Annotated in this window: 23 protein-coding genes; 13 read left to right on the top strand and 10 right to left on the bottom strand. The window is 63.6% G+C overall.

The window, feature by feature from the left end; genetic code table 11:
- Positions 1–138: 138 nt before the first annotated feature.
- On the bottom strand, positions 139–2,736 hold the full coding sequence (clpB, locus tag B0G71_RS09025; protein ID WP_106283557.1) for an ATP-dependent chaperone ClpB: 2,598 nt from the start codon (positions 2,734–2,736) through the stop codon (positions 139–141).
- 119 nt (positions 2,737–2,855) lie between these two features.
- Positions 2,856–3,356: an Rrf2 family transcriptional regulator gene (locus B0G71_RS09020; protein ID WP_106283558.1), complete on the bottom strand. Its 501-nt coding sequence runs from the start codon at positions 3,354–3,356 to the stop codon at positions 2,856–2,858.
- Positions 3,357–3,660: 304 nt separating this feature from the next.
- On the opposite strand from B0G71_RS09020, the gene B0G71_RS09015 reads away from it, so the two are divergent.
- The gene (locus tag B0G71_RS09015; protein ID WP_116141113.1) at positions 3,661–4,203 is read left to right on the top strand and encodes a group III truncated hemoglobin; all 543 of its coding nucleotides are present in this window, start codon (positions 3,661–3,663) and stop codon (positions 4,201–4,203) included.
- A 157-nt stretch (positions 4,204–4,360) separates the two neighbouring features.
- Here the strand turns inward: B0G71_RS09015 and B0G71_RS09010 are convergent, their stop codons facing one another.
- From B0G71_RS09010 to B0G71_RS08985, 6 genes are all read right to left on the bottom strand, one after another.
- Entirely contained in the window at positions 4,361–4,837 is a 477-nt protein-coding gene (locus tag B0G71_RS09010) for a molybdenum cofactor biosynthesis protein MoaE (RefSeq protein ID WP_106283560.1), read from the bottom strand.
- Positions 4,838–4,881: 44 nt separating this feature from the next.
- Positions 4,882–5,139 carry a molybdopterin converting factor subunit 1 gene (moaD, locus tag B0G71_RS09005; protein WP_012432823.1) on the bottom strand — a complete coding sequence of 86 codons (258 nt, stop codon included), beginning with the start codon at positions 5,137–5,139 and terminating at the stop codon, positions 4,882–4,884.
- Positions 5,140–5,169: 30 nt separating this feature from the next.
- On the bottom strand, positions 5,170–6,414 hold the full coding sequence (gene glp, locus B0G71_RS09000; RefSeq protein WP_116141111.1) for a gephyrin-like molybdotransferase Glp: 1,245 nt from the start codon (positions 6,412–6,414) through the stop codon (positions 5,170–5,172).
- 242 nt (positions 6,415–6,656) lie between these two features.
- Positions 6,657–8,111, bottom strand: coding sequence for a threonine synthase (thrC, locus tag B0G71_RS08995; protein ID WP_116141109.1), 1,455 nt, complete (start codon positions 8,109–8,111; stop codon positions 6,657–6,659).
- Between the two features lie 8 nt (positions 8,112–8,119).
- Positions 8,120–9,451, bottom strand: coding sequence for a homoserine dehydrogenase (locus B0G71_RS08990; protein ID WP_116141107.1), 1,332 nt, complete (start codon positions 9,449–9,451; stop codon positions 8,120–8,122).
- A gap of 98 nt (positions 9,452–9,549) precedes the next feature.
- Positions 9,550–10,800, bottom strand: a complete 1,251-nt coding sequence (locus B0G71_RS08985) for a pyridoxal phosphate-dependent aminotransferase (RefSeq protein ID WP_106283651.1) — start codon at positions 10,798–10,800, stop codon at positions 9,550–9,552.
- Between the two features lie 404 nt (positions 10,801–11,204).
- Between B0G71_RS08985 and B0G71_RS08980 the strand changes: the two genes are divergently transcribed.
- From B0G71_RS08980 to B0G71_RS08920, 12 genes are all read left to right on the top strand, one after another.
- Positions 11,205–11,579, top strand: a complete 375-nt coding sequence (locus B0G71_RS08980) for an Mth938-like domain-containing protein (RefSeq protein WP_116116829.1) — start codon at positions 11,205–11,207, stop codon at positions 11,577–11,579.
- Between the two features lie 408 nt (positions 11,580–11,987).
- Positions 11,988–13,736, top strand: coding sequence for a glycosyltransferase family 39 protein (locus tag B0G71_RS08975; protein ID WP_116141105.1), 1,749 nt, complete (start codon positions 11,988–11,990; stop codon positions 13,734–13,736).
- A gap of 25 nt (positions 13,737–13,761) precedes the next feature.
- Complete coding sequence (locus B0G71_RS08970; RefSeq protein WP_116141103.1) at positions 13,762–14,133, top strand: SMR family transporter; 372 nt, start codon at positions 13,762–13,764, stop codon at positions 14,131–14,133.
- A gap of 248 nt (positions 14,134–14,381) precedes the next feature.
- Positions 14,382–15,533, top strand: a complete 1,152-nt coding sequence (locus B0G71_RS08965; protein WP_116148427.1) for a DegT/DnrJ/EryC1/StrS aminotransferase family protein — start codon at positions 14,382–14,384, stop codon at positions 15,531–15,533.
- Positions 15,534–15,539: 6 nt separating this feature from the next.
- Positions 15,540–16,592, top strand: coding sequence for a glycosyltransferase (locus B0G71_RS08960; RefSeq protein WP_116141101.1), 1,053 nt, complete (start codon positions 15,540–15,542; stop codon positions 16,590–16,592).
- Complete coding sequence (locus B0G71_RS08955; protein ID WP_116141099.1) at positions 16,589–17,524, top strand: formyltransferase; 936 nt, start codon at positions 16,589–16,591, stop codon at positions 17,522–17,524. The genes B0G71_RS08960 and B0G71_RS08955 overlap by 4 nt, the downstream gene beginning before the upstream one ends.
- Positions 17,521–18,567: a bifunctional UDP-4-keto-pentose/UDP-xylose synthase gene (locus B0G71_RS08950; protein WP_012432812.1), complete on the top strand. Its 1,047-nt coding sequence runs from the start codon at positions 17,521–17,523 to the stop codon at positions 18,565–18,567. The genes B0G71_RS08955 and B0G71_RS08950 overlap by 4 nt, the downstream gene beginning before the upstream one ends.
- 10 nt (positions 18,568–18,577) lie before the next feature.
- The gene (locus tag B0G71_RS08945) at positions 18,578–19,471 is read left to right on the top strand and encodes a polysaccharide deacetylase family protein (RefSeq protein ID WP_116141097.1); all 894 of its coding nucleotides are present in this window, start codon (positions 18,578–18,580) and stop codon (positions 19,469–19,471) included.
- Between the two features lie 142 nt (positions 19,472–19,613).
- Positions 19,614–20,075 carry a peroxiredoxin gene (locus tag B0G71_RS08940; RefSeq protein ID WP_116141095.1) on the top strand — a complete coding sequence of 154 codons (462 nt, stop codon included), beginning with the start codon at positions 19,614–19,616 and terminating at the stop codon, positions 20,073–20,075.
- 353 nt (positions 20,076–20,428) lie between these two features.
- Positions 20,429–22,279, top strand: a complete 1,851-nt coding sequence (locus tag B0G71_RS08930) for a PhoH family protein (RefSeq protein WP_116116822.1) — start codon at positions 20,429–20,431, stop codon at positions 22,277–22,279.
- A 205-nt stretch (positions 22,280–22,484) separates the two neighbouring features.
- Complete coding sequence (locus tag B0G71_RS08925; RefSeq protein ID WP_116141093.1) at positions 22,485–23,708, top strand: C40 family peptidase; 1,224 nt, start codon at positions 22,485–22,487, stop codon at positions 23,706–23,708.
- Positions 23,709–24,050: 342 nt separating this feature from the next.
- Entirely contained in the window at positions 24,051–24,857 is an 807-nt protein-coding gene (locus B0G71_RS08920; RefSeq protein ID WP_116148425.1) for an SDR family NAD(P)-dependent oxidoreductase, read from the top strand.
- 59 nt (positions 24,858–24,916) lie between these two features.
- Here B0G71_RS08920 and B0G71_RS08915 read toward each other — a convergent pair whose 3' ends face one another.
- A complete protein-coding gene (locus B0G71_RS08915) occupies positions 24,917–25,927 on the bottom strand; it encodes an inorganic phosphate transporter (RefSeq protein WP_116116820.1) in 1,011 nt (336 codons plus the stop codon).
- Positions 25,927–26,553, bottom strand: coding sequence for a DUF47 domain-containing protein (locus B0G71_RS08910; RefSeq protein ID WP_012432805.1), 627 nt, complete (start codon positions 26,551–26,553; stop codon positions 25,927–25,929). The genes B0G71_RS08915 and B0G71_RS08910 overlap by 1 nt, the downstream gene beginning before the upstream one ends.
- Positions 26,554–26,686 lie beyond the last annotated feature (133 nt).

The following is a 26,686-nucleotide window of genomic DNA, read 5'->3' as shown; positions in this document are numbered from 1 at the left end:
CTGCCCACATGCCCGCTTGTAGCACAATCAGCGGGCAAAAAAAAACGGCAACGAAGTCACCTTCGTTGCCGTTTTTTAACATTGTCAGGAGCGGCTCGACCGCCGCCGCTCCTTCTCTCCGAAGAGAACGCGTTTCGCTTAATGCACGACGCGTTCGAATACCAGCTTGCCCTCTTCCAGTTCGACCGGAATCACGTCCTTCGGACCGAACTTGCCGGCCAGAATCAGCTTGGCGACCGGGTTCTCGATCTCCTGCTGGATCGCGCGCTTCAACGGCCGCGCGCCGAACAGCGGATCGTAGCCGACCTTGCCGACATGCTCGAGCGCCGAATCCGACACCACCAGTTGCATATCGAGCTTGGCCAGCCGCTCGTGCAGACGCTGCAACTGGATCCGCGCGATCGACTGGATATTCGAGCGGTCGAGCGCATGGAAAACGACGACGTCGTCGATCCGGTTCAGGAACTCGGGCCTGAAGTGCAGCTTCACTTCTTCCCAGACCGCGTCCTTCACCGCGTCCTGCGGCTCGCCGACCATCGACTGGATCACTTGCGAACCGAGGTTCGACGTCATCACGATCACCGTGTTCTTGAAGTCCACGGTGCGGCCCTGTCCGTCGGTCATGCGGCCGTCGTCGAGCACTTGCAGCAGCACGTTGAACACGTCCGGGTGCGCCTTCTCGATTTCGTCGAGCAGGATCACGCTATACGGCTTGCGACGCACGGCTTCGGTCAGATAACCGCCTTCTTCATAGCCCACGTATCCCGGCGGCGCGCCGATCAGACGCGCGACGCTGTGCTTTTCCATGAACTCGCTCATGTCGATACGGATCAGATGATCTTCCGAATCGAACAGGAACGACGCCAGGGCCTTGCACAACTCGGTCTTGCCCACCCCGGTCGGACCGAGGAACAGGAACGAACCATACGGGCGGTTCGGATCCGACAGACCGGCACGCGAACGGCGGATCGCATCGGCGACCGCGCTGATCGCCTCGTCCTGACCGACCACGCGCGCATGCAGTTTCTCTTCGATCTGCAGCAGCTTTTCGCGCTCGCCTTGCATCATGCGCGACACCGGAATGCCGGTGGAACGCGACACGACTTCAGCGATTTCCTCCGCCCCGACCTGCGTGCGCAAGAGCCTCGGACGGGTCGGATTGTTCTGCTCGCTCGCCTCGGCCTTGGTCACTTCCTTCAACTGCGCTTCGAGCCCCGGCAGCTTGCCGTACTGCAGCTCGGCGACCTTTTCAAGCTTGCCTTCGCGTTGCAGGCGTGTGATTTCCGCACGCGTCTTTTCGATCTCTTCCTTCAATTGCGCGCTGCCCTGCACCGCAGCTTTTTCCGCGGTCCAGATTTCTTCGAGGTCCGAATATTCGCGATTCAGCCGCTCGATTTCTTCCTCGATCAGCTGCAGACGCTTTTGCGACGCTTCGTCTTTTTCCTTCTTGACGGCTTCGCGTTCGATCTTCAACTGGATCAACCGACGGTCGAGCCGATCCATCTCTTCCGGCTTCGAGTCGATTTCCATCTTGATCTTCGAAGCGGCTTCGTCGATCAGGTCGATCGCCTTGTCCGGCAGGAAACGATCCGTGATGTAGCGATGCGACAGTTCCGCAGCGGCCACGATGGCGGGGTCGGTGATATCGACGCCATGATGCAGTTCATACTTTTCCTGCAGACCGCGCAGGATCGCGATGGTCGCTTCGACCGACGGTTCGTCGACCAGCACCTTCTGGAAGCGGCGCTCGAGCGCGGCATCCTTTTCGATGTACTTGCGATATTCGTCCAGCGTGGTCGCGCCGACGCAATGCAGTTCGCCGCGCGAGAGCGCCGGCTTGAGCATATTGCCCGCGTCCATCGCGCCTTCAGCCTTGCCCGCGCCGACCATGGTGTGAATTTCGTCGATGAAGACGATGGTCTGCCCTTCGTCTTTCGCGATGTCGCTCAGCACGGCTTTCAGGCGTTCTTCGAACTCGCCGCGATACTTGGCGCCGGCCAGCAGGGCCGCCATATCGAGCGACAGCACGCGCTTGCCCTTGAGCGTTTCCGGCACTTCGCCGTTGACGATACGCTGCGCCAGACCTTCGACGATCGCGGTCTTGCCCACGCCCGGTTCGCCGATCAGCACCGGGTTGTTCTTGGTGCGGCGTTGCAGGATCTGGATCGAACGACGGATCTCGTCGTCACGGCCGATCACCGGATCGAGCTTGCCGGCCCGCGCGCGCTCGGTGAGATCGATGGTGTATTTCTTCAGCGCTTCACGCTGGCTTTCGGCGTCCTGGCTATGCACCTGCGAGCCGCCGCGCACCGCGACGATCGCGCTTTCCAGCGACTTGCGCGACAAGCCGTGCTGACGCGCGAGACGCCCGGCCTCGCCTTTGTCGTCCGCAACCGCGAGCAGGAACATCTCGCTCGCGATGAACGTGTCGTTGAGCTTCTGGGCCTCCTTGTCGGCTTGATTCAGCAGACCGGTCAGCTCGCGGCCGATCTGCACGTTGCCGTCCGTGCCCTGCACTTGCGGCAGACGCGTCATGGCGTCGCCGAGCGCCGTTTGCAGCGCCTGCACGTGTACGCCGGCACGCGAGAGCAGCGAGCGCGCCGAGCCATCCTGCTGGGCGACGAGAGCCGACAGGACGTGAACCGGTTCGATGTATTGATTGTCGTGGCCGACGGCCAGACTCTGGGCATCCGCCAGGGCTTCCTGGAATTTAGTGGTGAGCTTGTCGATTCTCATCAAGAGACCTCCAATTTTCGATTACCACCAAAATGAGGCGTTTTATCCAGGTTTCAAGCGTTTTTTTGCCCCAAGCGACAACTATTTAACATTTGACGCGCGAGAAATGCCTGGCGCATTCATGCCGCCGACGCCGCGTCGCCGTTGGCCGGCGAGACCGGCGTGATCGGAATCACGTTGCTCAAACCGAGCAGCGCGGCCAGCGGGCCGTGCGGCTGCGCCATCTCGCCAATGGTATGGCGATCGAGCTCGGCGAGGAAGGCATTGCGCGCCGCCTCGAGCGCGCCGCGCAAACGGCATTGCGCCGTAATGACGCAGCCTCGGCTCTCGCCGCGCTGGTCCGGAAAGCAACCGACCAGCGCAAAGTCGCTCTCCGTCGCGCGCACAATTTCGCCGACCGTCAGCGCATTCGTCTGCTCCGCGAGCCGCAGGCCGCCGTTGCGGCCGCGCACGGTCTCGACCCAGCCGAGTTCGCCGAGCTGCTGCACGACCTTCATCAAATGGTTCTTGGAAATGCCGTACGCGTCGGAAATGTCCTGGATCGTCGACAACCCTTCGCCACGAACGGCGAGGTACAGCAGGACACGTAGTGAGTAATCCGTATAGTCGGTCAGTCTCATGGGTGCAGGTAGTGCAATGAGCGCAAGCCGCGATCCGGGGGATAACCGCGTCGATGCAAGGGTTGCCGTGGGCCGTCGCTTCGCCCTAAGATGCAGGCGCCACGCATATTTTCCAGTTCTGCGCAGACAGGCGGAGTGCGTGAATCGGCATTAATGGTAACGTTTCCTGCCTGGGGCATTCTTACGAAAAGCGGGGTATTCGCATCCTAGTTCCGCACGTTCGGGCTCCATTTGAGGCTATTTCCGACGCTGTGTGGCGCCATGTGGCGATATGCAGTGAATCGCTGCATTTTTTGGAATCTGCATGAACCCGTCTTTCCCTGCCGCGCCAGTGGTCGAGCGCGCCGCCGAGCCCACCGAGGCGAATATCCGCGATCTCGTCTACGGCTTCTACGACCGCGTGCGAGCCGACACGCTGCTCGGCCCGATATTCGACGCGAAACTGGCGGGCCGCTGGGACGACCATTTGCCCAAGATGTGCACGTTCTGGGGCAGCCTAGTGCTGGGCGCGAAGCAATACCGCGGCAACGTGCAGCAGGCGCACCAGCCGCTCGAGGGTGTCGAGCCGCAGCACTTCAGCCGCTGGCTGTATCTGTTTCTGGATACGGTCGAATCGCGTTATCAGCCGGCTGCGGCGGTGCGCTTCATGGAACCGGCGCTGCGTATCGCGCAGAGTCTGCAACTGAGCCGTTTCGGCTGGGACTACAAGATTCCGGAGGAACAACAGGCGCTGCTGGACCGCATCGCGCCAAAACGGCATCCGCGCGACGGCGAGGATGGCCACGCGGCGCGGCCGCCCGGCGAGCCGTTTCCGACACGAGTCGTCGGCCGGACGCGGGACGAGTGAGCCAGCCCGGTTCAGGTTGATAAGCCGCTTTGAAACGGTACGGCGGCACGGAGTAACCGTGGCGAGCCGCGTCCCCAGCCTTAGGAGCGCTTCAGATTGGCGTGAGATGCGCCAGGACGCTTTCTGACTCGCCAGCTCCCATGCTTAAACCCGCGCCCTATTCCGCCGTTCGATTGTCCGATTCGATGCCCCAGCGCGCGAGCGCCGCGTCGTCGGTAACACGGGCATCGACCCAGCGCTCGCCGGCTTCGGTCTTCTCTTTTTTCCAGAACGGCGCCTGGGTCTTCAGATAATCCATCACGAATTCGCACGATGCGAAGGCTTCCCCCCGATGCATCGCCGTGGTCGCCACCAGCACGATCTGGTCGAGCGGAGACAGCTTGCCGACCCGATGCACGATCGACACCTCGATGCCGGGCCAGCGCTCGCGCGCGCTCACGACGATCGCTTCCAGCGACTTCTCCGTCATGCCGGGATAGTGTTCGAGCTCCATCGTTTCGACCGTGTTGCCGTCGTTCAGATCGCGCACGGTGCCGACGAAGCAGGCCACCGCGCCGATCTTCGGATTGCGCGCGCGCAATGCGGCGACCTCGGCGGTAAGGTCGAAGTCTTCCGTCTGGACGCGAACGGGCATCTAAGGCTCCTATGCGGTTAAGCGGCGTTGTGGCGTTTTCTGGTTCAGCCGCCGGTGACAGGCGGAAAAAACGCGACTTCGCAGCCTTCGGTAACGCGCGTCCCGGCGCCGGTCATCACGTGGTTGCAAGCCATGCGCAGCGCGCGGCCTTCCGCCAGCGTGTCGGCCCAGATGCCGCCGCGCACGCGCAGCCAAGCGCGCACATCGCCGACGGTCGCGATGCCGTCGGGCAGATCGACGGTTTCGTCGGCCAGGTCGAGCGCTTCACGCACGCTCGCAAAATAGCGGAGTTGAATCTTCATCGGGATGCCGCCGGCGGTGGCCGGCCTCGCTCAGTTCAGCAATTCGGAAAAAGGAATGAAGCGCACGGTCTCGCCGGCGCTGATCGCGTGATTCGGCGGATTGTCGATCAGGCCGTCGCCCCACACTGTCGACGTCAGCACAGCCGAACTCTGGTTCGGAAACAGATCGAGGCCGCCGGCCGGGTTGATGCGCGCGCGCAGGAATTCGTTGCGGCGGTCGGCCTTGCTCTGCGTGAAATCCGCCCGCAGCGACAGCGCGCGCGGCGCGACCGTCTGCACGCCGGCCAGGCTCAGAATGAACGGCCGCACGAACAGCACGAAGGTGGCGAAGCTGGACACGGGATTGCCCGGCAAACCGATAAAAAAGGTTTCAGCCGAAACCGAGGACTCCGACGCAGCCTCGCCACGCTGCGCCGCACGGCGCACCGCGCCGAACGCGAGCGGCTTGCCCGGCTTCATCGCGATCTGCCACATCGCAAGGCGCCCTTCCGCTTCCACCGCCGGCTTCACGTGATCCTCCTCGCCCACCGACACGCCGCCGCAGGTCAGGATCAGGTCGTGCGCCTCGGCGGCTTCGCGCAGTGTCGCGCGGGTCGCGTCGAGCTTGTCCGCGACGATGCCGTAGTCGGTGACTTCACAGCCGAGCTTCTCCAGCAGGCCGCGCAATGTAAAACGGTTCGAGTTGTAGATCGCGCCCGGCTTCAGCGGCTCGCCAGGCATGGTCAGTTCGTCGCCCGTGAAGAACACGGCAACCTTGACGCGCCGCCGCACCGCAAGTTCGGCGCAGCCGACCGAGGCCGCGAGTCCCAGCGCCTGCGGCGTGAGCCGCGTGCCCGCCGGAAGAATCACCGCGCCGCTGCGGATATCCGCGCCCTGCGCCGTGATCCATTCGCCCGGTTGCGGACTGTGCAGGATGGTGACGTCCGCGCCGGCGGCTTCGGTCTGCTCCTGCATCACGATCGCGTCGGCGCCGGGCGGCACCGTGGCGCCGGTGAAGATGCGCGCGGCCGTGCCGGGCTTCAGCGGCTCCGGTGCGTGACCGGCGGGAATCCGCTGCGAGACCGGCAAACGGCTGTTGCCCTGCGCCGCCAGGTCCACCGTGCGGATCGCGTAGCCGTCCATCGAACTGGTGTTCATGGGCGGGACGTCGAGCGGCGACGTGACGTCGGCCGCGAGCACGCGGTTCAGCGCTTCCAGCGTGGGGATCGACTCCGTGCCGGCAATCGGGCTCGCTGCGCTGAGGAGAGTCGCCAGGGCTTCGGCGGTGGCGAGCATCGGCGCGCGGGGCGTGGGTGTGGACATCTCTGATCTCGGGGCCGCTGACTAAAAGAATATTGTAGCGGTCGAAGCCGATAGCCTGGGCAACCCGGCGTTATGGGAGGATTTTTTGGAGCTGGAGTGCTTGCCACGAGGGTTCGCGGCAAGCGTCGTTTAGCGTCGAGCGCGTGGCGCGTGCCGGACAGTCCGCATGAGCCGTGGACAACGCGCTCACGCTTCCTGTCGAGCGCGACGCCGACTTAATGAGCGCCCGCGTTCGCCGCCACGAAGTCCTTCACGCGCTGCACGTCCGCCGGCAGCACTTCGAAACGCTGCGGCAACGACTCGAGGCCCGAGAACGCCGCCGGCCGCTCCGGCTCGCGCAACAGCGCTTCGCGGATCGTCTCGCCGAACTTGATGGGTTGCGCCGTCTCCAGCACGATCATCGGAATGCCCGGCTGCAGATGTTCGCGCGCCACCTTCAGGCCGTCGGCCGTGTGCGTGTCGATCATCGTGTCGTACCGCTCGAACACGTCGCGGATCGTGTCCACGCGGCTGTCATGGCTGCTGCTGCCGGACACGAAACCGAACTCCTGCACGCGCGCGAAATCGCCGCTTGCCGCAAGGTCGAAGCCGCCCTTCTCTTCGACATCGCGGAACAGTTGCAGCACGCGCGCCGGATCGCGGCCAAGCAGATCGAACACGAAACGCTCGAAGTTCGACGCCTTCGAAATATCCATGCTCGGGCTGCTGGTGTGATACGTCTCGGCCGCCTTGCGCACGCGGTAAATGCCGGTGCGGAAGAACTCGTCGAGCACGTCGTTTTCGTTCGTCGCGACGACGAGTTTCTCGATCGGCAGGCCCATCATGCGCGCGATGTGACCCGCGCACACGTTGCCGAAGTTGCCCGACGGCACCGTGAACGACACGCGCTCGTCGTTGGACTTCGTGGCCGCGAAGTAGCCCTTGAAGTAGTACACGACCTGCGCCACGACACGCGCCCAGTTGATCGAGTTGACCGTGCCGATCTTGTACCTGGCCTTGAACGCGTGATCGTTCGAAACGGCTTTAACGATGTCCTGCGCGTCGTCGAACACGCCTTCAACCGCGATGTTGAAGATGTTCGGGTCTTGCAGGCTGTACATCTGCGCGGTCTGGAACGCGCTCATTTTCTTGTGCGGCGACAGCATGAACACGCTGATGCCCTTCTTGCCGCGCATTGCGTATTCCGCGGCGCTGCCGGTGTCGCCCGAAGTCGCGCCGAGAATGTTCAGGGTTTCGCCGTTTTTGGCGAGCGCGTATTCGAACAGGTTGCCGATCAGCTGCATCGCCATGTCCTTGAACGCGAGCGTCGGACCGTTCGACAGTTCCAGCAGCGACAGCGGCGCACCGTTTTCGACGCCGAGCGTCTTCAACGGCGTGATCTGCGCGGCGCTTTCGTCGTCGCGCACGTTGCAGTACGTAGCCGCCGTGTAGGTCTTGCGGGTGAGCGCGCGCAGGTCTTCGGCGGGAATGTCGTCGCTGAATTTCGACAGTATCTCGAAGGCGAGGTCCGCATACGGCAGCGTGCGCCAGCGCGTCAGTTCGTCAGCGCTGACACGCGGATATTCCGCGGGCAAATACAGGCCGCCGTCTTTCGCGAGACCGCCCAGCAGGATGTCGGAGAAAGTGTGGCGCTCGCCGGCTCCGGCGCCGCGCGTTGAGAGGTAGTTCATAGTTCGGCCTAGTTCAGTGCTTCCATGCGCAGCTTCGTGACTTGCGAGACGACGGTCTTCAACGCCTCGATCGTTTTGATCGCGGCGTTGACGTTCTTTTCAACCGTTTCGTGCGTAATCAGGATGATGTCTGTCTCGCCCTTGCCGTTCGCGTCGACCTGCTCCGATTCCTTCTGCAGCAGCGCGTCGATGGAAATGCCGGTGTCAGCCAGAATGCGCGTGATGTCGGCTAGCACGCCCGTCACGTCCGCCACTCGCAGACGCAGGTAGTAGCCGCTCGTGACTTCGTCGATCGGCAGGATCGGGGTGCTCGACAGGCTGTCCGGCTGGAACGCCAGATGCGGCACACGATGCTCCGGGTCGGCCGTGTGCAGACGCGTCACGTCGACCAGATCGGCCACTACGGCGGAAGCCGTCGGCTCAGCGCCGGCGCCCTTGCCGTAGTACAAGGTTGTGCCGACCGCGTCGCCATGCACGACGACCGCGTTCATCGCACCTTCCACGTTCGCCAGCAGGCGCTTTTCCGGAATCAGCGTGGGATGCACGCGCAATTCGATGCCTTTATCTGTACGACGCGTGATGCCGAGCAGCTTGATACGGTAGCCGAGTTCCTCGGCGTATTTGATGTCGATCGCCGCCAGCTTGCTGATGCCTTCGACGTAAGCCTTGTCGAACTGCACCGGCACGCCGAACGCGATCGCGCTCATGATGGTCGCCTTGTGCGCGGCGTCCGCGCCTTCGATGTCGAAGGTCGGATCGGCTTCGGCGTAACCCAGTTCCTGTGCGGCTTTCAGCGCGGTCGCGAAATCGAGCCCGCGGTCGCGCATCTCCGAAAGGATGTAGTTCGTGGTGCCGTTGATGATGCCCGCGATGTACTGGATGCGATTGGCCGTCAGCCCTTCGCGCAGCGCCTTGATGATCGGAATGCCGCCCGCCACCGCCGCCTCGAACGACACCATCACGCCGTTGGCGCGCGCCGCTTCGAAGATCTCCGTGCCGTGCACCGCGAGCAGCGCCTTGTTGGCCGTGACCACGTGCTTGCGGTTCTTGATCGCGCGCAGAACGAGCTCGCGCGCCACGCCCGTGCCGCCGATCATTTCGGCCACGATATCGATCGACGGGTCGTCGACCACCGCGTTGAAGTCATCGGTCAGCGCCACGGTGCTGGCTTCACTGCCGAGCGCCGCGGTCGCCTTGGCGGGATTGCGCACGGCAATGCGCGCAATCTCGATGCCGCGGCCCGCGCGGCGTTTGATTTCTTCCTGATTGCGGCGCAGTACCGTGAAGGTGCCGCTGCCTACCGTGCCGAAGCCCAGCAGTCCAACTTTGATCGGTTCCATGCAGCGTGTGTTTTCGAGTAGATGATTAAAAGGGAAACGGGTGGCGCCCGGCGGACGGCGCGACGCGGTGGGAGCCGCGTCGTACGCTCTATTGTGCGCTAGGCAGAGTGACGCTTGCGGTAACCGTCGAGGAAGCGCGCAATGCGGTTGATCGAATCCGCGAGATCGTCCACGTTCGGCAGGAACACGACGCGGAAGTGGTCTGGCGTCGGCCAGTTGAAGCCGGTGCCCTGCACGAGCAGCACACGCTCTTCCAGCAGAAGGTCGAGGATGAACTGCTGGTCGTCCTGGATCGGATAAATCTTCGGGTCCAGACGCGGGAACATGTACAGCGCCGCTTCGGGCTTCACGCAGCTCACGCCGGGAATCGCCGTCAACATGTCATACGCGAGTTCGCGCTGTTTGTACAGGCGCCCGCTCGGCACGATCAGGTCATTGATGCTTTGGTAGCCACCGAGCGCGGTCTGGATCGCGTACTGGCCGGGCACGTTCGGGCACAGGCGCATGGACGCCAGAATGCCGAGCCCTTCGAAGTAGTCTTTGGCGTGACGGCGATTCTCGCCGGCGGTCAGGCCGGAGATGAACATCCAGCCGGCGCGGTAGCCGCACGAGCGGTAGCTTTTCGACAAGCTGTTGAAGGTGACCGTGAGCACGTCTTCGGAGAGCGCCGCCATCGACGTGTGCTTCTTGCCGTCGTAGACGATCTTGTCGTAGACCTCGTCGGCGAAGATCACGAGGCCGTGCTGGCGCGCAATTTCGATCAGGCCGAGCAGCAGTTCGTCCGAATACAGCGCGCCGGTCGGGTTGTTCGGGTTGATGACCACGAGCGCGCGCGTGTTCGGCGTGATTTTCGCGCGAATGTCGTCGAGGTCGGGCATCCAGCTATTCGACTCGTCGCAGATATAGTGCACCGGCGTGCCGCCCGACAGGCTCACGCCGGCGGTCCACAGCGGGTAATCGGGCGCGGGCAGCAGCACTTCGTCGCCGTCGTTCAGAAGACCTTGCAGCGCCATCACGATCAGCTCGGAGGCGCCGTTGCCGATGTAGATGTCGTCCAGTTCGACGCCGTGCACGCCCTTTTGCTGCGTGTAATGCATGATCGCCTTGCGCGCGGCGAACACACCCTTGGAATCGGAGTAACCCGACGAGCCCGGCAGGTTCAGGATCATGTCCTGAATGATTTCGTCCGGCGCGTCGAAGCCGAACGGCGCGAGATTGCCGATGTTCAGCTTGATGATACGGTGGCCCTCCTCTTCGAGCCGCTTCGCGTGTTCGAGGACGGGCCCGCGAATGTCGTAGCAGACATTCAACAACTTGTTGGATTTGAGAATCGGTTTCACGGCGGGCACTTCATCCTGGTTGATGGCGGGGGCGAACAGGCGTGCGTTCCTCAGGCGCACCGGCGCTCAATGGCACCGGAACAGCGGCGAGAAGAACCACACAGACAATTGCAGACGAAAGCGGCCGAAAGCGGGCAAAACCAGGCGGGTAGCCGGTGGGCCGCACCCGTGGACTCCGCGCGGCTTGTGGCGGCACATGAGCGAGGGGCGCCGCAAGGCGGCTAAAAAGTTATAATTTAGCGGATTTTGGCCGACTTCCGCAATGCACCAACCGCAACGGCAAGGCTTTTCGGCCGCTTCTGTCCCGCTAGTACCCCATGCGCGTGTCGCATTCGCGTCGAATCGCCTGGCTCCGCTGCATCGGTCAGGCCGGCCACACGCATGATGTCTCACGACGACTTCGGAAAACCAATTTGAAACTACATCAGGATTCGAGCGGCGCCCTCAACACCGTAACCGGCTACGGCGCCGACTATGTCGAAATCAATCTGGTGCGCCACTCGGGCAGCATTCTCGTGCTGCCGGACGCGCCGGTCATTGCTTGGCCCGTCTCCTCATTCGAGCAGTTGAGCGCAGAGCACTTCGCCATGCTGGTCGACTCCGCGCCCGAAGTGGTCGTGTTCGGAAGCGGCGAACGGCTGCGCTTTCCGCACCCGCGCCTGACCGCCGCGCTCACCGCGAAGCGCATCGGCGTGGAGACGATGGATTTCAAAGCCGCCTGCCGCACCTACAACATTCTGATGGCCGAGGGCCGCAAGGTCGCGGCCGCGCTGCTGATCGAGGCCTAGAGCCAAGTCGGCGCCGGCCTCGCGCGCGTGGTTTGCGATGCGAGTGCGAGGCCGCTGCGCGTCCGTATCGGAAGCATCGGCGCCGCCGGGCCGAACCGCGCGCCCTGGCCGAGTCACGGCCGATCACGTACACTGCGCGCCATTGATTGCTGGAACGGCAGCCTTGGCACGCCCGCTCGAGCCGAGAAGGATCTGTCGACGGAAGGTGCCGCAGCGCCACCGTCGAAGCTGACGGCGCGTGGCAAGGCAACCAGAACGCGGCGCGGACAGTCTCATGCTCGCGCGCCCCGGGAAGTGGCCGTCTGGCAAAGCGCCGGCCGCCTCACTAAGAGCCGCGCCCGACCGGTCGCCATTTCCGAACAACACCGCTTCGCCGCCTGCGCGGCGTCGCCACAAAGGTTGAAATCCATGAACGATACGCCGACGAAGCTACCGCTCAACCGCACGATTCTGCTGCTGGTGCTGGCCCTTGCCGTGATCTGGTTCGTGCCGCTCGGCTGGCGCCATCTGCTGCCTAGCGACGAAGGCCGCTACGCCGAAATGGCGCGCGAGATGTTCGTCACCGGCGACTGGATCACGCCGCGCTACAACGGCTACAAGTATTTCGAGAAACCGCCGCTGCAAACCTGGGCGAACGCGCTCACGTTCGCGTGGTTCGGCGTCGGCGAATGGCAGGCGCGGCTCTACACGGCGCTGACGGGGTTTGCCGGCGTGCTGCTGGTCGGCTTTACCGGCGCGCGCGTGTTCAACGCGGCAACTGGCGTGTTCGCGGCGATCGTGCTGGCAACGTCGCCGTACTGGAACCTGATGGGCCACTTCAACACGCTCGACATGGGCCTGTCGTTCTGGATGGAGCTGACGCTATGCGCGCTGCTGCTCGCGCAGCGCCCCAACCTGCCGACCGGCAGCGTGCGCGGCTGGATGTGGGTGTGCTGGGGTTCGATGGCGCTGGCCGTGCTGTCCAAAGGCCTTGTCGGCGTGATCCTGCCGGGCGCGGTGCTCGTGCTGTACACGGTGATCGCGCGCGACTGGGCCGTGTGGAAGCGCCTGCATCTGATCGGCGGCCTGATCGTGTTCTTCGCGATCGTCACGCCGTGGTTCGTGCTGGTGCAGCAGCGCAATCCGGAGTTCCTGAACTTCTTCTTCATCGTTCAGCAGTTCAAGCGCTATCTGACGCCTGAGCAGAACCGTCCGGGGCCGTTCTACTACTTCGTGCCGGTGCTGATCGTGGGCTTTCTGCCGTGGCTTTCGGTGACGCTGCAAAGCGTGCGCCACGCGTGGCGTCTGCCGCGCCAGCCGAACGGCTTCGCACCGGTCACGCTGATGCTGACGTGGACCGTCTTCATCTTCCTGTTCTTCAGCGCGTCGCACTCCAAGCTGCTGTCCTACACGCTGCCGATCGCGCCGCCGATCGCGCTCCTGATCGGCATGTATCTGCCGCTCGTCACGCGCGAGCAGTTGCGCCGCCACCTCGCCGGCTATGCACTTTTTCTCGTAGTCGCCGCATTCGCCGCGTTGTTCATGGCGCGCTTCGGCAGCGCCCGCAATCCGGCCGAACTGTACGCCGAGTACCGCACGTGGGTGCTGGCGGCGCTGGCCGTCGCCTTCGTGATGACGCTGGCCGCGTTGTGGCTGAACCGCCGCGGCCGGGCCGGCAGCCTCGGCGCCGTCGCCACCTTCGGCGCGGCGTGGCTGCTGCTCGGCACCATCGCCGGTACGGGTCACGACGTGTTCGGCCGCCTGAGCTCCGGCGCGCCGCTCGCGCCGGCCATCAAGACCGAGATCGCGAAGCTGCCGGCGGATACGCCCTTCTACTCGGTCGGCGTACTCGACCACACCATGCCGTTCTACGTCGACCACACCATGATCATGGTCGAGCACCCGGACGAACTCGCGTTCGGCGTGTCCGTCGAGCCGCAGAAATGGATTCCCTCCATCGATGCCTGGGTCGAGCGCTGGAAGGCCGACCGCTATGCGCTTGCCCTGATCCCGCCGGGCACCTACGACCGTCTCCTCAAGGAAGGCCTGCCGATGCGGGTGATCGCCCGCGACTCGCGCCGCGTGGTGGTGGAAAAGCCGACGGCCACGCCCACGGCGCCCGGCCCGGCCGCTGCCGAAGCGCCTGCGCCGACGCCAGTAGAAAAAGCACAACAATGACCCCATATCAGGATCTAACCGTTCGATGAACCCGATTTCCCTCTTTTGCATTCTTGCAGGCGTCACGTTGAACGCCGGTGCGCAGTTGCTGCTCAAAGCCGGTACGAATGCCGTTGGACACTTCGAATTCACCCGTGCGAACATCCTGCCCATCGCCTTTCGCCTGGCAACCCAGCCGCCGATCATCGGCGGCCTGGCCTGTTATGTGATCAGCGTGGCCGTGTGGGTCATCGGGCTGTCGCGGGTGGACGTGTCGATCGCCTATCCGATGCTGTCGCTCGGCTACATCGTCAATGCGTTCGCGGCGTGGTACCTGTTCGGCGAAGTGCTGTCGGTACAGAAGCTGATCGGCATCGGCATCATCCTGCTCGGCGTGGTGGTGCTGGCGCGCAGCTAGGCGCCACTGTCCAAGGCAAGGTGTGCAGGACACAATTTATTACTGTTTATCGCAGGCGCAGACCGGGAAGGTCTAGACGGCAAAAGATACCGTAAGCGGACAGCCTCGCCGATTAAGGAATCCGTAAGGTTGGCCACGGTATGCTGCGCGGTTGCGCCCTTTTTTGCCGCGGCCCCGGGTTTTGCGCGTAGTGTGTGGTGTCCTGCGCGCCCTGCGGGTTGCGCCTCTTTCAATCGAGCGAAGCATTCATGACCCAGTCAACAGTCCCGTTTTTGCCCTTTGTCAAACCCGAGATCGATGAGGCAACGATTCAGGGCGTCGCCGACGTGCTGCGCTCCGGCTGGATCACCACCGGTCCACAGAACCAGAAGTTCGAAGCGGCGCTTTCCGAGTTCTGTGGCGGACGTCCGGTGCGCACGTTCAATTCCGGCACGGCAACGCTGGAAATCGGCCTGCGTATCGCTGGCGTAGGAGAAGGCGACGAAGTCATCACCACACCGGCCTCGTGGGTGTCGACCAGCAACGTGATTTATGAAGTCGGCGCGACGCCGGTGTTCGCCGACATCGACCCGGTCACGCGCAACATCGACCTCGACCTGCTGGAAAAAGCCATCACACCGCGCACCAAGGCGCTAATTCCGGTGTACCTGTCAGGCCTGCCGGTCGATATGGACCGTCTTTACGCAATCGCCCGCGCGCACAAACTGCGCGTGATCGAAGACGCCGCCCAAGCGTTCGGCTCGACATGGAACGGCGAGCGCATCGGCAAGCTGGGCGACATGGTTTCGTTCAGCTTTCACGCGAACAAGAACCTCACCTCGATCGAAGGTGGCGCGCTGGTGCTGAACAACGAGGAAGAAGCGATCCTCGCCCAGAAGTACCGGCTGCAAGGCATCACGCGCACCGGCTTCGACGGCATGGACTGCGACGTGCTGGGCGGCAAGTACAACCTGACGGACGTCGCCGCGCGCGTCGGCCTCGGCCAGTTGCCGCATCTGGAGCGCTTCCTCGCGCAGCGCAGGAAGCTCGTGCGCGCGTATTTCGCGGGTCTGGAAGGCGGCGCGGCGCTCAAACTGGGAGTCGGCCTGCCGTTTGCTGACTATAAAAACAGCAACTGGCACATGTTCCAGATCACGCTGCCGCTCGACAAACTGTCGATCGACCGCGCCGGCTTCATGGGTCAGTTGAAAGAACGCGGCATCGGTTCGGGCGTGCACTACCCGGCGATCCACCTGTTCTCGCTGTATCGCGCGCGCGGCTTCAAGGAAGGCATGTTCCCGCATGCGGAGAAGTTCGGCGCGACCAACGTCACGCTGCCGCTCTTCACGTTGATGAACGAAGGCGACGTGGAGCGCGTGTGCCGCGCGGTCAATGAAATTTGCGAACAATACGGAAAATAAGCGGAAATGATTTATTCGGAACATCGCGCTGCAGCGTCGGATACGCCGGAAGTGTCGGTCATCATCCCGGTGTACAACGAGGAAGCGGGTCTAGCCGCGCTGTTCGCGCGCCTGTATCCGGCGCTCGACGCGCTCGGCACCGGTTATGAAGTGATCTTCATCAACGACGGCAGCCGCGACAAATCCGCCGCCCTGCTCGCCGAACAGTTCCGCGCGCGTCCCGACACGACCCGCGTGATCCTGCTGAACGGCAACTACGGCCAGCACATGGCGATTCTGGCGGGCTTCGAGCAATCGCGCGGCGAGATCGTCATCACGCTCGACGCCGACCTGCAGAATCCGCCGGAAGAAATCGGCAAGCTGGTCAACAAGATGCGCGAAGGCTACGACTACGTCGGCACGATTCGGCTGCAGCGCCAGGACAGCCTGTGGCGCCGCAAGGCCTCGCGCGTGATGAACCGGCTGCGTGAGCGCATCACCCGCATCAAGATGACGGACCAGGGCTGCATGCTGCGCGCGTACAGCCGGCACATTGTCGACACGATCAATCGCTGCGGCGAAATCAACACGTTCATTCCGGCGCTCGCGTACACCTTCGCGCAGAATCCAGTCGAAATCGAGGTCGCGCACGAAGAGCGTTTTGCCGGCGAATCGAAGTACTCGCTGTACTCGCTGATCCGCCTGAACTTCGACCTCGTGACCGGCTTTTCGGTCGTGCCGCTGCAATGGCTGTCGTTCATCGGCGTGATCCTGTCGCTCGGCTCCGCGGCGCTGTTCGTGCTGCTGCTGATTCGGCGCTTCATTATCGGCGCGGAAGTGCAAGGTGTGTTCACGCTGTTCGCTATCACCTTCTTCCTGCTCGGCGTGATCATCTTCGCGCTCGGCCTGCTCGGCGAATATATCGGCCGGATCTATCAGCAGGTGCGCGCGCGTCCGCGCTATCTCGTGCAGACCATTCTCGAACAGCGCGACGGCACGACCGTGACCGAAGCGCCGCGCCAGACCGTCGTGCAGGCCGTGCAGGCCGCGCCGCTCCTCGATCAGGGCCCGACTCCATGAAGCCACGCGCCGTCGTATTCGCCTATCACAACGTCGGCGTACGCTGTCTGCAGGTGCTGCTCGCGCGCGGCGTGGACGTGGCGCTCGTCGTCACGCACGAAGACAGCCCGAGCGAAAACATCTGGTTCGGCAGCGTCGCCTCGGTCGCGGCCGAGCACGGCATTCCGGTCGTCACGCCGAACGACCCGAAGAGCGCCGAGCTGCGCGCCGCGGTGAGCGCCGCGCGTCCGGACTTCATCTTCTCGTTCTACTACCGCCACATGCTGCCCGTGGACGTGCTGGCGCTCGCCGCACGGGGCGCTTACAACATGCACGGCTCGCTGCTGCCGAAATACCGCGGCCGCGTGCCGACCAACTGGGCGGTGATTCACGGCGAAACGGAAACCGGCGCGACGCTGCACGAAATGGCCGCCAAGCCGGACGCGGGCGCAATCCTCGCGCAAACGCCGGTGCCGATCCTGCCCGACGACACCGCCGCGCAAGTGTTCGACAAGGTCACCGTGGCCGCCGAGCAAACGCTGTGGCGCGTGCTGCCGTCCCTGCTGGCGGGCGAGGCGCCGCGTCTGCCGAACGACCTCGCGCACGGCACCTACTACGGCGGCCGCAAGCCGGAAGACGGCCGCATCGACTGGACGCAAACGGCGCAGCAGGTCTACAACCTGATCCGCGCGGTCGCACCGCCCTACCCGGGCGCTTTCACGGACCTCGGCGGGCGGCGTTTCGTCGTCGCGCGCGCGCGCCTCGCCGCGCCCGGCGCGCTTCGCTCGGATTTGCCCCCGGGCCTGCACGTAAGCGATAATGCCGTTTTCGCGATATGCGGCGACGGCCGCGCGATCGCCATCCACGAATTGCGGCACCAGCACGACGGCAGCGAGGCTGTCGTCACTCCGGCCGAATTTGCCCAGCTCATCCAAACTCCCCGTCATCAATGAAAAAAGTCCTGATTCTGGGTGTGAACGGCTTCATCGGCCATCACCTGTCCAAGCGCATTCTCGAAACGACCGATTGGGAAGTGTTCGGGATGGACATGCAGACCGAACGTCTGGGCGACCTCATCAATCATGAACGGATGCACTTCTTCGAAGGCGACATCACGATCAACAAGGAGTGGGTCGAATATCACGTCAAGAAGTGCGACGTGATCCTGCCGCTGGTCGCGATCGCCACGCCCGCCACGTACGTGAAGCAGCCATTGCGCGTGTTCGAACTGGATTTCGAGGCGAACCTGCCGATCGTGCGTTCGGCCGTCAAGTACGGCAAGCACCTCGTGTTTCCGTCCACGTCCGAGGTCTACGGCATGTGCACGGACGAGCAGTTCGACCCGGAAGAATCGCAACTGTCGTACGGACCGATCAACAAGCCACGCTGGATCTACGCCTGCTCCAAGCAGTTGATGGACCGTGTGATCTGGGGTTACGGCATGGAAGGCCTGAACTTCACGCTGTTCCGTCCGTTCAACTGGATCGGCCCGGGCCTCGACTCGATCTACACGCCGAAGGAAGGCAGTTCGCGCGTGGTCACGCAGTTCCTCGGCCATATCGTGCGCGGCGAGAACATCAGCCTGGTGGACGGCGGCGCGCAAAAACGTGCGTTCACGGATATCGACGACGGCATCGGCGCGCTGATGAAGATCATCGAGAATAAAGACGGTGTCGCCACGGGCAAGATCTACAACATCGGCAACCCGACCAACAATTTCTCGGTGCGTGAACTCGCGCACAAGATGCTGACGCTCGCCGCCGAATTCCCGGAATACGCGGACACGGCCAAGCAGGTGCAACTGGTCGAGACCTCGTCGGGCGCGTACTACGGCGCGGGCTACCAGGACGTGCAGAACCGCGTGCCGAAGATCGACAACACCATGCAGGAACTCGACTGGGCGCCGAAGTCGACCTTCGACGAAGCGCTGCGCAAGATTTTCGAAGCGTATCGCGGCCACGTCGGCGAAGCGCGCGCGCTCGTCGAACAGCAATAAGGGCTGATCCTTGGCTCGCATCGTCCTGAAGATCGACGTCGACACGCTGCGCGGCACCCGCGAAGGCGTGCCGAACCTCGCTCGCATTTTCGACCGCTTCAAGGCGCGCGCCACTTTCCTCTTCAGCCTCGGGCCCGATCACACCGGTTGGGCAATGCGCCGCGTATTGCGACCGGGCTTTCTGAAGAAGGTGTCGCGCACTTCGGTGGTCGAACACTACGGCGTCAAGCAGCTGATGTACGGTGTGCTGCTGCCCGGCCCGGACATCGGCGCCAAGGCGTCGGCGGAAATGCGCGCGATCCATGAAGCCGGCTTCGAATGCGGCATTCACACGTGGGACCACGTGTATTGGCAGGACAACGTGCGCTCGAAAGATCGCGCATGGACTACGGCGCAAATGCAGCAAAGCCACGACCGTTTCGTCGAGGTGTTCGGCGCGCCGCCGGTCACACATGGCGCGGCAGGCTGGCAAATGAACGGCCATGCGTTCGAACAGATCGACGCCTGGGGCATGCGCTACGCGTCCGACGGACGCGGCCACTCGCCGTATCTGCCGGTGGTCGGCGGGCGCACGCTCTCGCACGTGCAGATGCCCACCACGCTGCCCACGCTCGACGAAGTGCTCGGTGTGGACGGTGTCGAAACGCACAACGTCGCCGCGTGGATGTTGAAGCACACGGAAAACAATCCGCACGACCAGGTGTTCACGCTGCACGCGGAACTCGAAGGGCAAAAGCTCGCGCCGATCTTCGAGCAGCTTCTGGAAGGCTGGCGCGCGCAGGGCCACACCTTCGCGACGATGGGTGATTACTACGCGACGCTAGACCGCAGTACGCTGCCATCGTACCCTGTTACATGGGGCGAAATTCCAGGGCGCTCCGGCGAGTTGATTGTCCAGCCCTGACTGGCCGATCCGCAGCCGGCCCTGACAGACCTGCCGCCGCGCGAGAGCATGCCGCGCGCCGGCCGCCCCTCCCCCAAAGTCTCGATGCCAGGCCGACGCCGCCGCAGTCATCCGGCGCAGGCCATCACAACCGGAGAACCTCGTGCCCATTGCAGTCGACCAACCCATCCCCGACTTCACCGCCCCCGCTACCGGCGGCGAGATCACGCTGTCCAAGCTGCGGGGCAAGAAGGTGGTGCTGTATTTTTATCCGAAGGACAACACGCCGGGCTGCACGACCGAAGGTCTGCAGTTCCGCGATCTGTATCCGAAGTTCAAGAAGGCCGGCGCGGAAATCCTCGGCGTGTCGCGCGACAGCCTGCGCTCGCATGACAACTTCAAGGCAAAGCTCGAATTGCCCTTCCCGCTGATCTCGGACCCTGAAGAAACGCTGTGCGCGCTCTTCAACGTCATCAAAATGAAGAAAATGTATGGCAAAGAGGTACGGGGAATTGAACGCTCCACGTTCCTCATCGACGCTGACGGCGTGCTGCGCCAGGAGTGGCGTGGCGTGAAAGTGCCGGGCCACGTCGACGATATTCTGGAGGCTGTACAAGCGCTTTGAGGCGCGCTATATTGGGTTGCAATGAGTGCCTGTACACACCCAATTTTTGCCGCTGCGCCAGACTTGACGGCCGCTTCCCGTTTCCTGGGTTCCGTCGGAGTCGCGAGGTGCAACGCGAGCACTGTAGGCGAGCCGCTTGCCCCGTACGCCGGGGCGGCGGCTTTTTTAATTGCGCGCAGCCGTTCTTTCACTCGGCCACGCGCATCCGTTAAGGAGCCGATCGAAGACCAGGCGAACCGGCATCTCTAGACCGAATGCGCGCCTCCGGGCGCAATCTGCGTGCGCACTCACTGGCACCGGCAGAATGCGACAGGCGGCGCACGATATGTGACCCGATTAATTCGAGGGAAACCATGCCTTTGCCTACCCCCCCCAGCAAGCTCGGCAATCTCCTGCCGCCTGACGAATACAAGGCCAAAGCCGCCAGCCCGGCGCGCTCGGTCGCGAAGAAACAGGCGGTCGTTGGGGAATCCGCAGAGTCGGCCGACTACGGCCGCGCGAACGTCGCCACGCCGATGGCACACGCCGCCAATGCCGCGACCACTTTGCGGCCGGTGCCGGCATCGTCGGCGGCCGCTGTTGCGTCCGCATCCGCTGAACAGGCTGCTCCGGCGCGTGGTCGCAAAACGAAGCAGACCGCCGCACTGCTGCAACCGGTTCCGGCCAGTCGTCCGCAAGCCGAGCCGGCCGCGCAGCCGGTCGTGGCCCGCGCGCCGAGCGCGAAGCAGGCTGAAGCGAGCACGCCCACGGCTGCCGCGCCGGCTACGCGCGGCACCACCAAGAAACGCGGTGCGGGCACCGAGCCGGTTGAAATGCAGAAGCTCTTCGTGCTCGACACGAACGTGCTGATGCATGATCCGAGCTGCCTGTTCCGTTTCGAGGAACACGACGTCTATCTGCCGATGATGACGTTGGAGGAACTCGACAACCACAAGAAAGGCATGTCGGAAGTCGCGCGCAACGCTCGCCAGGTGAGCCGCACGCTCGACGCGCTGGTGGCGAACGCCGGCAATATATCCGACGGCATTTCGCTCGCGCGGCTGGGCAGCCGCGAGGCGTCCGGGCGTCTGTACTTCCAGACCAAGCTCAACGCCATCGAGCCGGTGGAAGGTTTGCCGGAAGGCAAGGCCGACAATCAGATCCTTGGAGTGGTGCGCGCGCTGCAGCGCGACCGGATGGATCGCCAGGTCGTGCTGGTGTCGAAAGACATCAACATGCGCATCAAGGCGCATGCGCTCGGCCTGCCCGCTGAAGACTACTTCAACGACCAGGTGCTCGAAGACAGCGATCTGCTGTATTCCGGCATCCGCGCGCTGCCACAGGATTTCTGGACCAAGCACGCGAAGGGCATGGAGAGCTGGCAGGACACCAAGACCGGTACCACGTACTACCGTGTGACGGGTCCGCTGTGCGCCTCGATGCTGGTCAACGAGTTCGTCTATCTGGAGCCGCAGAACGGCGAGCCGGCGTTTCACGCGCTGGTGCGCGAGTTGAACGGCAAGACGGCGCTACTGCAGACCTTGCGCGACTACGGCCACCACAAGAACAACGTGTGGGGCATCACGGCGCGCAACCGCGAGCAGAACTTCGCGCTGAACCTGTTGATGAATCCGGAGATCGACTTCGTCACGCTGCTGGGTCAGGCCGGCACCGGCAAGACGCTGGTCGCGCTCGCCGCCGGTCTCGCGCAGGTGCTGGACGACAAGCGCTACAACGAGATCATCGTGACGCGCGCGACGGTGCCGGTCGGCGAAGACATCGGCTTCCTGCCGGGTACGGAAGAGGAAAAAATGCAACCGTGGATGGGTGCATTCGACGACAACCTCGAAGTCCTGCAGAAAACCGACGACGCAGCCGGCGAATGGGGCCGCGCCGCGACGCAGGAACTGATCCGCTCACGCCTGAAGGTCAAGAGCATGAACTTCATGCGTGGCCGCACGTTCGTGGACAAGTACCTGATCATCGACGAGGCGCAAAACCTGACGCCCAAGCAGATGAAGACGCTGGTCACGCGCGCGGGTCCGGGCACGAAGATCATTTGTCTCGGCAACATCGCGCAGATCGATACGCCTTATCTGACGGAAGGCAGTTCGGGTTTGACGTACGTGGTCGATCGCTTCAAGGGCTGGGCGCACAGCGGGCATGTGACACTGGCGCGCGGCGAGCGTTCGCGCCTTGCGGATTACGCGTCGGAAATTCTTTAAGTTTCAATTAGTTAGCGTTATCTAGAAGCCGCGTCGGGAGTAATCCGGACGCGGCTTTTTTCTTGACTGTACGTTCTCGCCGGGCAACACTTAGCGCACGAACTTCAAGTAATTTGTCAAGAATTCTTGCCGGAGCGAGGTTCCAAGGGCTACCATCCCGACATCGTTCGCCGTTAAACGGGCGTTTACCGCTCTCCTCGTCTTCATGCGCCGACTCGCCTTTTCGCTGCTGACCGTTCTGCTGCTCGCCGCCTGTGCCGGCGCGCCGCAGAAAACGTCGTCGCGCGCGGGCAGTTCGGTCGTGGTGGCGAACGGCGCTTATCATGCTCCGCCGCCCGGCTTTCCGAACTTCGTCGATCACAGCATCGGCCGCGAGGAAATCTCGATTCAGGCGATGAGTCTCGTCGGCATTCCATACCGTTGGGGCGGGAATACGCCGGATAGCGGCTTCGATTGCAGCGGATTGGTTCGCTATGTGGTGTCGCGCGCAGCATCCGTTAATCTGCCGCGCACGACGGCGGATATGAGCGGGCGCGGCGAATCGATCGAACCGGACGAGATCGCGCCGGGCGATCTGATTTTCTTCAATACGACGGGGCGCGCGCATTCACACGTTGGCATCTATGTGGGCAAGCTGCGCTTCGTCAACGCGCCGTCGACCGGCGGCACGGTGCGGCTCGACTATCTGACCAATCCGTATTGGGCGAAGCGTTTCGACGGGATCCGCCGCGTGGCCGCGCCGGCAGCGACACCGGCGCCGTTCGATACGCCGAGTTATCAGGCGGCGGCGCCGCAGCCTGAGCGCGTGGCGCAGACGGCGCCAGCTTATGCGGCGGCGGCAGGTGTGCCGGCGTATGCAGGTAAGGCGGCGACAGTGGCGCCGACGTCGGCGAAGACTGCTTCACAGGCGTCGCCGGTTTATGCCGCTGGCGCGCTGCAACCCCAATCGCAATCGCAATCGCAGCAGACAGCCCGCGTCGCGGCAACGTCGCGCGTGCCGTCTCCCACCGAAGCGCAATCGGCAACGACCGCGGCCGCGCCGCAAGCCGATCCGTTCGAACCGCCACCGCCGGGACTGAGCGCGGCGCAGATGCAGGCGCGTGCGGCAGGCGCGGTGTCGCCGACGCCGGTTCCGGCCGCTCAAACCAGCGCCTATAACGGCATCGCCGGTGCACCCGCTCAGCAACAGGCGGCCGCTTCACGCACGGCGCCGCAAATGGCGAGCTCCCGCGCGCCCGATCCAATCGACGCCGCCGCCGACGCGTTCGAGCCGCCGCCGCCCGCGTCCGTCGCCGCGCGCCAGGCGCAGCAAGCCGACGAAAACGGCGGCGTGCAGATTATGCGGGCTTCGACAGGCGCGCGCGGCATGCCCGCGCCCACGCAAACCAACGACGACCCGATCGCGCGCTTCGCCAACGGCAATTTCTGACGCCGCGGCGTGGGTTTGGCGCAAACAGGCATGGATCAAGCCGCTACCGTGCCGATACGACGCGATGTAGGCTGCGGCAAGCCAGCGTGCGCGGACCTCACAGCAGCGCGCTCGGCCGTTCAGCATCACACGGCGCCCCACAACTCGCACTCAGCGCTTGGTGCCATGCCCAAATCGCGCCGCCTGGCTTAGATATTTTTGTTATACCACCGGTCGTCGGCGCACGAACAACAAGTGACGCACCGCCGTTCACGATCCTCCCCTCACCACCACCCCACACACGACACCGCCCCCACTGATCTGCTATCGTCATCGATATTCTTCCGACAGCAGGTGATGACGATGGATCTCGGGCTCAAAGACAAGGTGGTGTTGATCACAGGCGGCAGCAAGGGAATCGGGTTCGCGTGCGCCCGCGCGTTCGCGCTCGAGGGCGCCAAAGTCGCGATCGTCTCGCGCGATCCCGCCAACCTCGCGCGCGCTTACGAGCAGTTGAAGCAGGAAGGCCTGCACGTGCACCGGACCCGCGCCGACCTGCACGAACCGCACAGCGCCGCCGATATCGTCGAGGAAGTCAGCACCGCAGTCGGCCCGATCGACATACTGATCAACAGCGCCGGCGCCGCGCGCCGCTATGATCCGGAAACGCTCGACGCCGACGCGTTCCGCGCCACCATGGAAGCGAAGTACTTCCCCTACATCTATCCCCAGCAGGAAGTACTGCGCCGCATGGCCGAACGCGCCAGGTCCGGCAACGGCGGTGAGCCCGGCACAATCGTCAACATTATCGGCATGGGCGGCAAGATCGCGAGCGATATCCATATTGCCGGCGGCGCCGCGAACGCCGCGTTAATGCTCGCCACCGTCGGCCTCGCTCACTATTACGCGCGCTACGGCATCCGCATCAACGCGATCAACCCCGGCGCGACGCTGACCGAGCGTGTCGAGGAAGCCGTCAAGCTGGAAGCGACGCAGCAAGGCATCGACAGCGCGGAAGCGCTCACGCGCGGGCAGGCCAAAGTGCCGCTCGGCCGCTATGCCAAACCGGAGGAAATCGCCGACGTCGCGCTATTTCTGGCGAGCCGCCGCGCGAGCTATGTGACGGGCGCAATCGTCCCGATGGACGGTGCTAGCGCGCCGCTGATCTAGACGGCACGCTACGGATACGGACAGTTTGATAGCGCGGCGGGCAGCGCCGCCGCGCGGTTTTACAGGAAACGGTGGCCGAGCCACCAGGCGGCGCCGGAGAGCGCCGCGGAAGCCGGGATCGTCAGAATCCACGCCCACACGATATTGCCGGCCACGCCCCAACGCACCGCGCTCAGCTTCTGCGTCGCGCCGACCCCGACGATCGCGCCGGTAATCGTATGCGTGGTGGACACGGGAATGCCGAGCCACGATGCAGTGAACAGCGTGATCGCGCCGCCCGACTCCGCGCAAAAGCCGCCCACGGGCTTGAGCTTGGTGATCTTCTGCCCCATCGTGCGGACAATGCGCCAGCCGCCGAACAGCGTGCCGATGCCCATGGAAAGATAGCAGCCGCCGATCACCCACAGCGGCGGCGCATCCGCGAACGACGACGCATAGCCGGTCGCGATCAGCAGCATCCAGATAATGCCGATGGTTTTCTGCGCGTCGTTGCCGCCGTGCCCGAGGCTGTACAAACCCGCCGACACCAGTTGCAGGCGCCGGAAACGCCGGTCGACCTTGCTCGGCGGCGTGCGGAAGTAGATCCACGACACCGCCAGCATGAAGAACGAGCCGAGCACGAAGCCGAGCAGCGGCGAAATGAAGATGAAGGCCACCGTCTTCATCAGGCCGTCGAAGTTGAGCGAGCCCCAGCCCGACTTGGCGAGCGCCGCGCCCACCAGACCGCCGATCAGCGCATGCGAGGAACTCGATGGAATGCCGTAATGCCAGGTGATGATATTCCAGCCGATCGCGCCGGCCAGCGCGCCGAAAATCACGTAATGGTCGACGATGTTCGGATCGATCGTGCCCTTGCCGACGGTTGCGGCGACTTTCAGGTGGAACACGAAGTACGCGATGACGTTGAAGGCCGCCGCGAAAGCCACGGCCTGCTGCGGCTTGAGCACGCCGGTCGAAACGACCGTGGCGATCGAATTCGCCGCGTCGTGAAAACCGTTCATGAAGTCGAAAATCAGCGCGACGGCCACCAGGCCGACGACGACCCAGATTGCGAGTTGTATCGATTGCATTATGCGTTTTCCAGCACGATGCCTTCGATGATGTTCGCTACATCCTCACACTTGTCCGTGATCGTTTCGAGCAATTCGTAGATCGCTTTGAGCTTGATCAGGGTCTTGACGTTGTCTTCTTCGCGGAACAGTTTCGACATGGCCGAGCGCAGCACGCGGTCGGCTTCCGATTCCAGACGGTCGATGTCCTCGCAGGCCTTCAGGATCTGGCTCGCCTGCTTCATGTCGGACAACAGGCTGACGGCGAACTGCACGCGCTCGGAGGTGGCCGTGCAGATGTGCGCCAACTGGCTCGCCTCGGAGGTCACGGCTTGAACGTCGTACAGCGAAATGGCGGTGGCGACGTCTTCCATCAGGTCGAGGATGTCGTCCATCGTGGTGATCAGCTTGTGGATCTCGTCACGGTCGAGCGGCGTGATGAACGTCTTGTGCAGCAGGTCGATGGTTTCGTGCGTGAGCTTGTCAGCGGCCTTCTCGGCTTTCTGCACGTTTTGCTTATGAGTCTCGGCGTCCTGCAGGTTGTCGATCAGCAGCTCGAGTTCGCGGCTTGCCGAGACGATGCACGTTGCGTGCGCATTGAAAATTTCAAAGAACTTGCCCTCGGTGGGCATGAATCGACCGAACATTGGGATCCCGAAAATTGGTCACATTATGGCTGACATAAAACCGCCACATTGTACCGTTGCGAGACCCCGGCCGCACTTGTGAAAGCGCCGTTACAACGACGCTCCAGTTATAGCTTCACTTCTGCGCGAATTG

The organism is Paraburkholderia sp. BL27I4N3, assembly GCF_003386115.1.
Taxonomy (GTDB): Bacteria; Pseudomonadota; Gammaproteobacteria; order Burkholderiales; family Burkholderiaceae; genus Paraburkholderia.
The sequence above is the reverse complement of the archived record's forward strand: the minus strand, read 5'-3'. Positions and strand labels throughout refer to the sequence as shown.

Bases quoted from the DNA above. Each gene is read 5' to 3' on its own strand.
- B0G71_RS08975 (WP_116141105.1), top strand. From the start codon at position 11,988: ATGAACGATACGCCGACGAAGCTACCGCTCAACCGCACGATTCTGCTG.
- glp (WP_116141111.1), bottom strand. From the start codon at position 6,414: ATGCTCGCCACCGCCGAAGCCCTGGCGACTCTCCTCAGCGCAGCGAGC.
- B0G71_RS08965 (WP_116148427.1), top strand. From the start codon at position 14,382: ATGACCCAGTCAACAGTCCCGTTTTTGCCCTTTGTCAAACCCGAGATC.
- B0G71_RS08960 (WP_116141101.1), top strand. From the start codon at position 15,540: ATGATTTATTCGGAACATCGCGCTGCAGCGTCGGATACGCCGGAAGTG.
- clpB (WP_106283557.1), bottom strand. From the start codon at position 2,736: ATGAGAATCGACAAGCTCACCACTAAATTCCAGGAAGCCCTGGCGGAT.
- B0G71_RS09010 (WP_106283560.1), bottom strand. From the start codon at position 4,837: ATGCCCGTTCGCGTCCAGACGGAAGACTTCGACCTTACCGCCGAGGTC.
- B0G71_RS08990 (WP_116141107.1), bottom strand. From the start codon at position 9,451: ATGGAACCGATCAAAGTTGGACTGCTGGGCTTCGGCACGGTAGGCAGC.
- B0G71_RS09020 (WP_106283558.1), bottom strand. From the start codon at position 3,356: ATGAGACTGACCGACTATACGGATTACTCACTACGTGTCCTGCTGTAC.
- B0G71_RS09015 (WP_116141113.1), top strand. From the start codon at position 3,661: ATGAACCCGTCTTTCCCTGCCGCGCCAGTGGTCGAGCGCGCCGCCGAG.
- thrC (WP_116141109.1), bottom strand. From the start codon at position 8,111: ATGAACTACCTCTCAACGCGCGGCGCCGGAGCCGGCGAGCGCCACACT.
- B0G71_RS08915 (WP_116116820.1), bottom strand. From the start codon at position 25,927: ATGCAATCGATACAACTCGCAATCTGGGTCGTCGTCGGCCTGGTGGCC.
- B0G71_RS08930 (WP_116116822.1), top strand. From the start codon at position 20,429: ATGCCTTTGCCTACCCCCCCCAGCAAGCTCGGCAATCTCCTGCCGCCT.
- B0G71_RS08950 (WP_012432812.1), top strand. From the start codon at position 17,521: ATGAAAAAAGTCCTGATTCTGGGTGTGAACGGCTTCATCGGCCATCAC.
- moaD (WP_012432823.1), bottom strand. From the start codon at position 5,139: ATGAAGATTCAACTCCGCTATTTTGCGAGCGTGCGTGAAGCGCTCGAC.
- B0G71_RS08955 (WP_116141099.1), top strand. From the start codon at position 16,589: ATGAAGCCACGCGCCGTCGTATTCGCCTATCACAACGTCGGCGTACGC.
- B0G71_RS08970 (WP_116141103.1), top strand. From the start codon at position 13,762: ATGAACCCGATTTCCCTCTTTTGCATTCTTGCAGGCGTCACGTTGAAC.
- B0G71_RS08920 (WP_116148425.1), top strand. From the start codon at position 24,051: ATGGATCTCGGGCTCAAAGACAAGGTGGTGTTGATCACAGGCGGCAGC.
- B0G71_RS08910 (WP_012432805.1), bottom strand. From the start codon at position 26,553: ATGTTCGGTCGATTCATGCCCACCGAGGGCAAGTTCTTTGAAATTTTC.
- B0G71_RS08925 (WP_116141093.1), top strand. From the start codon at position 22,485: ATGCGCCGACTCGCCTTTTCGCTGCTGACCGTTCTGCTGCTCGCCGCC.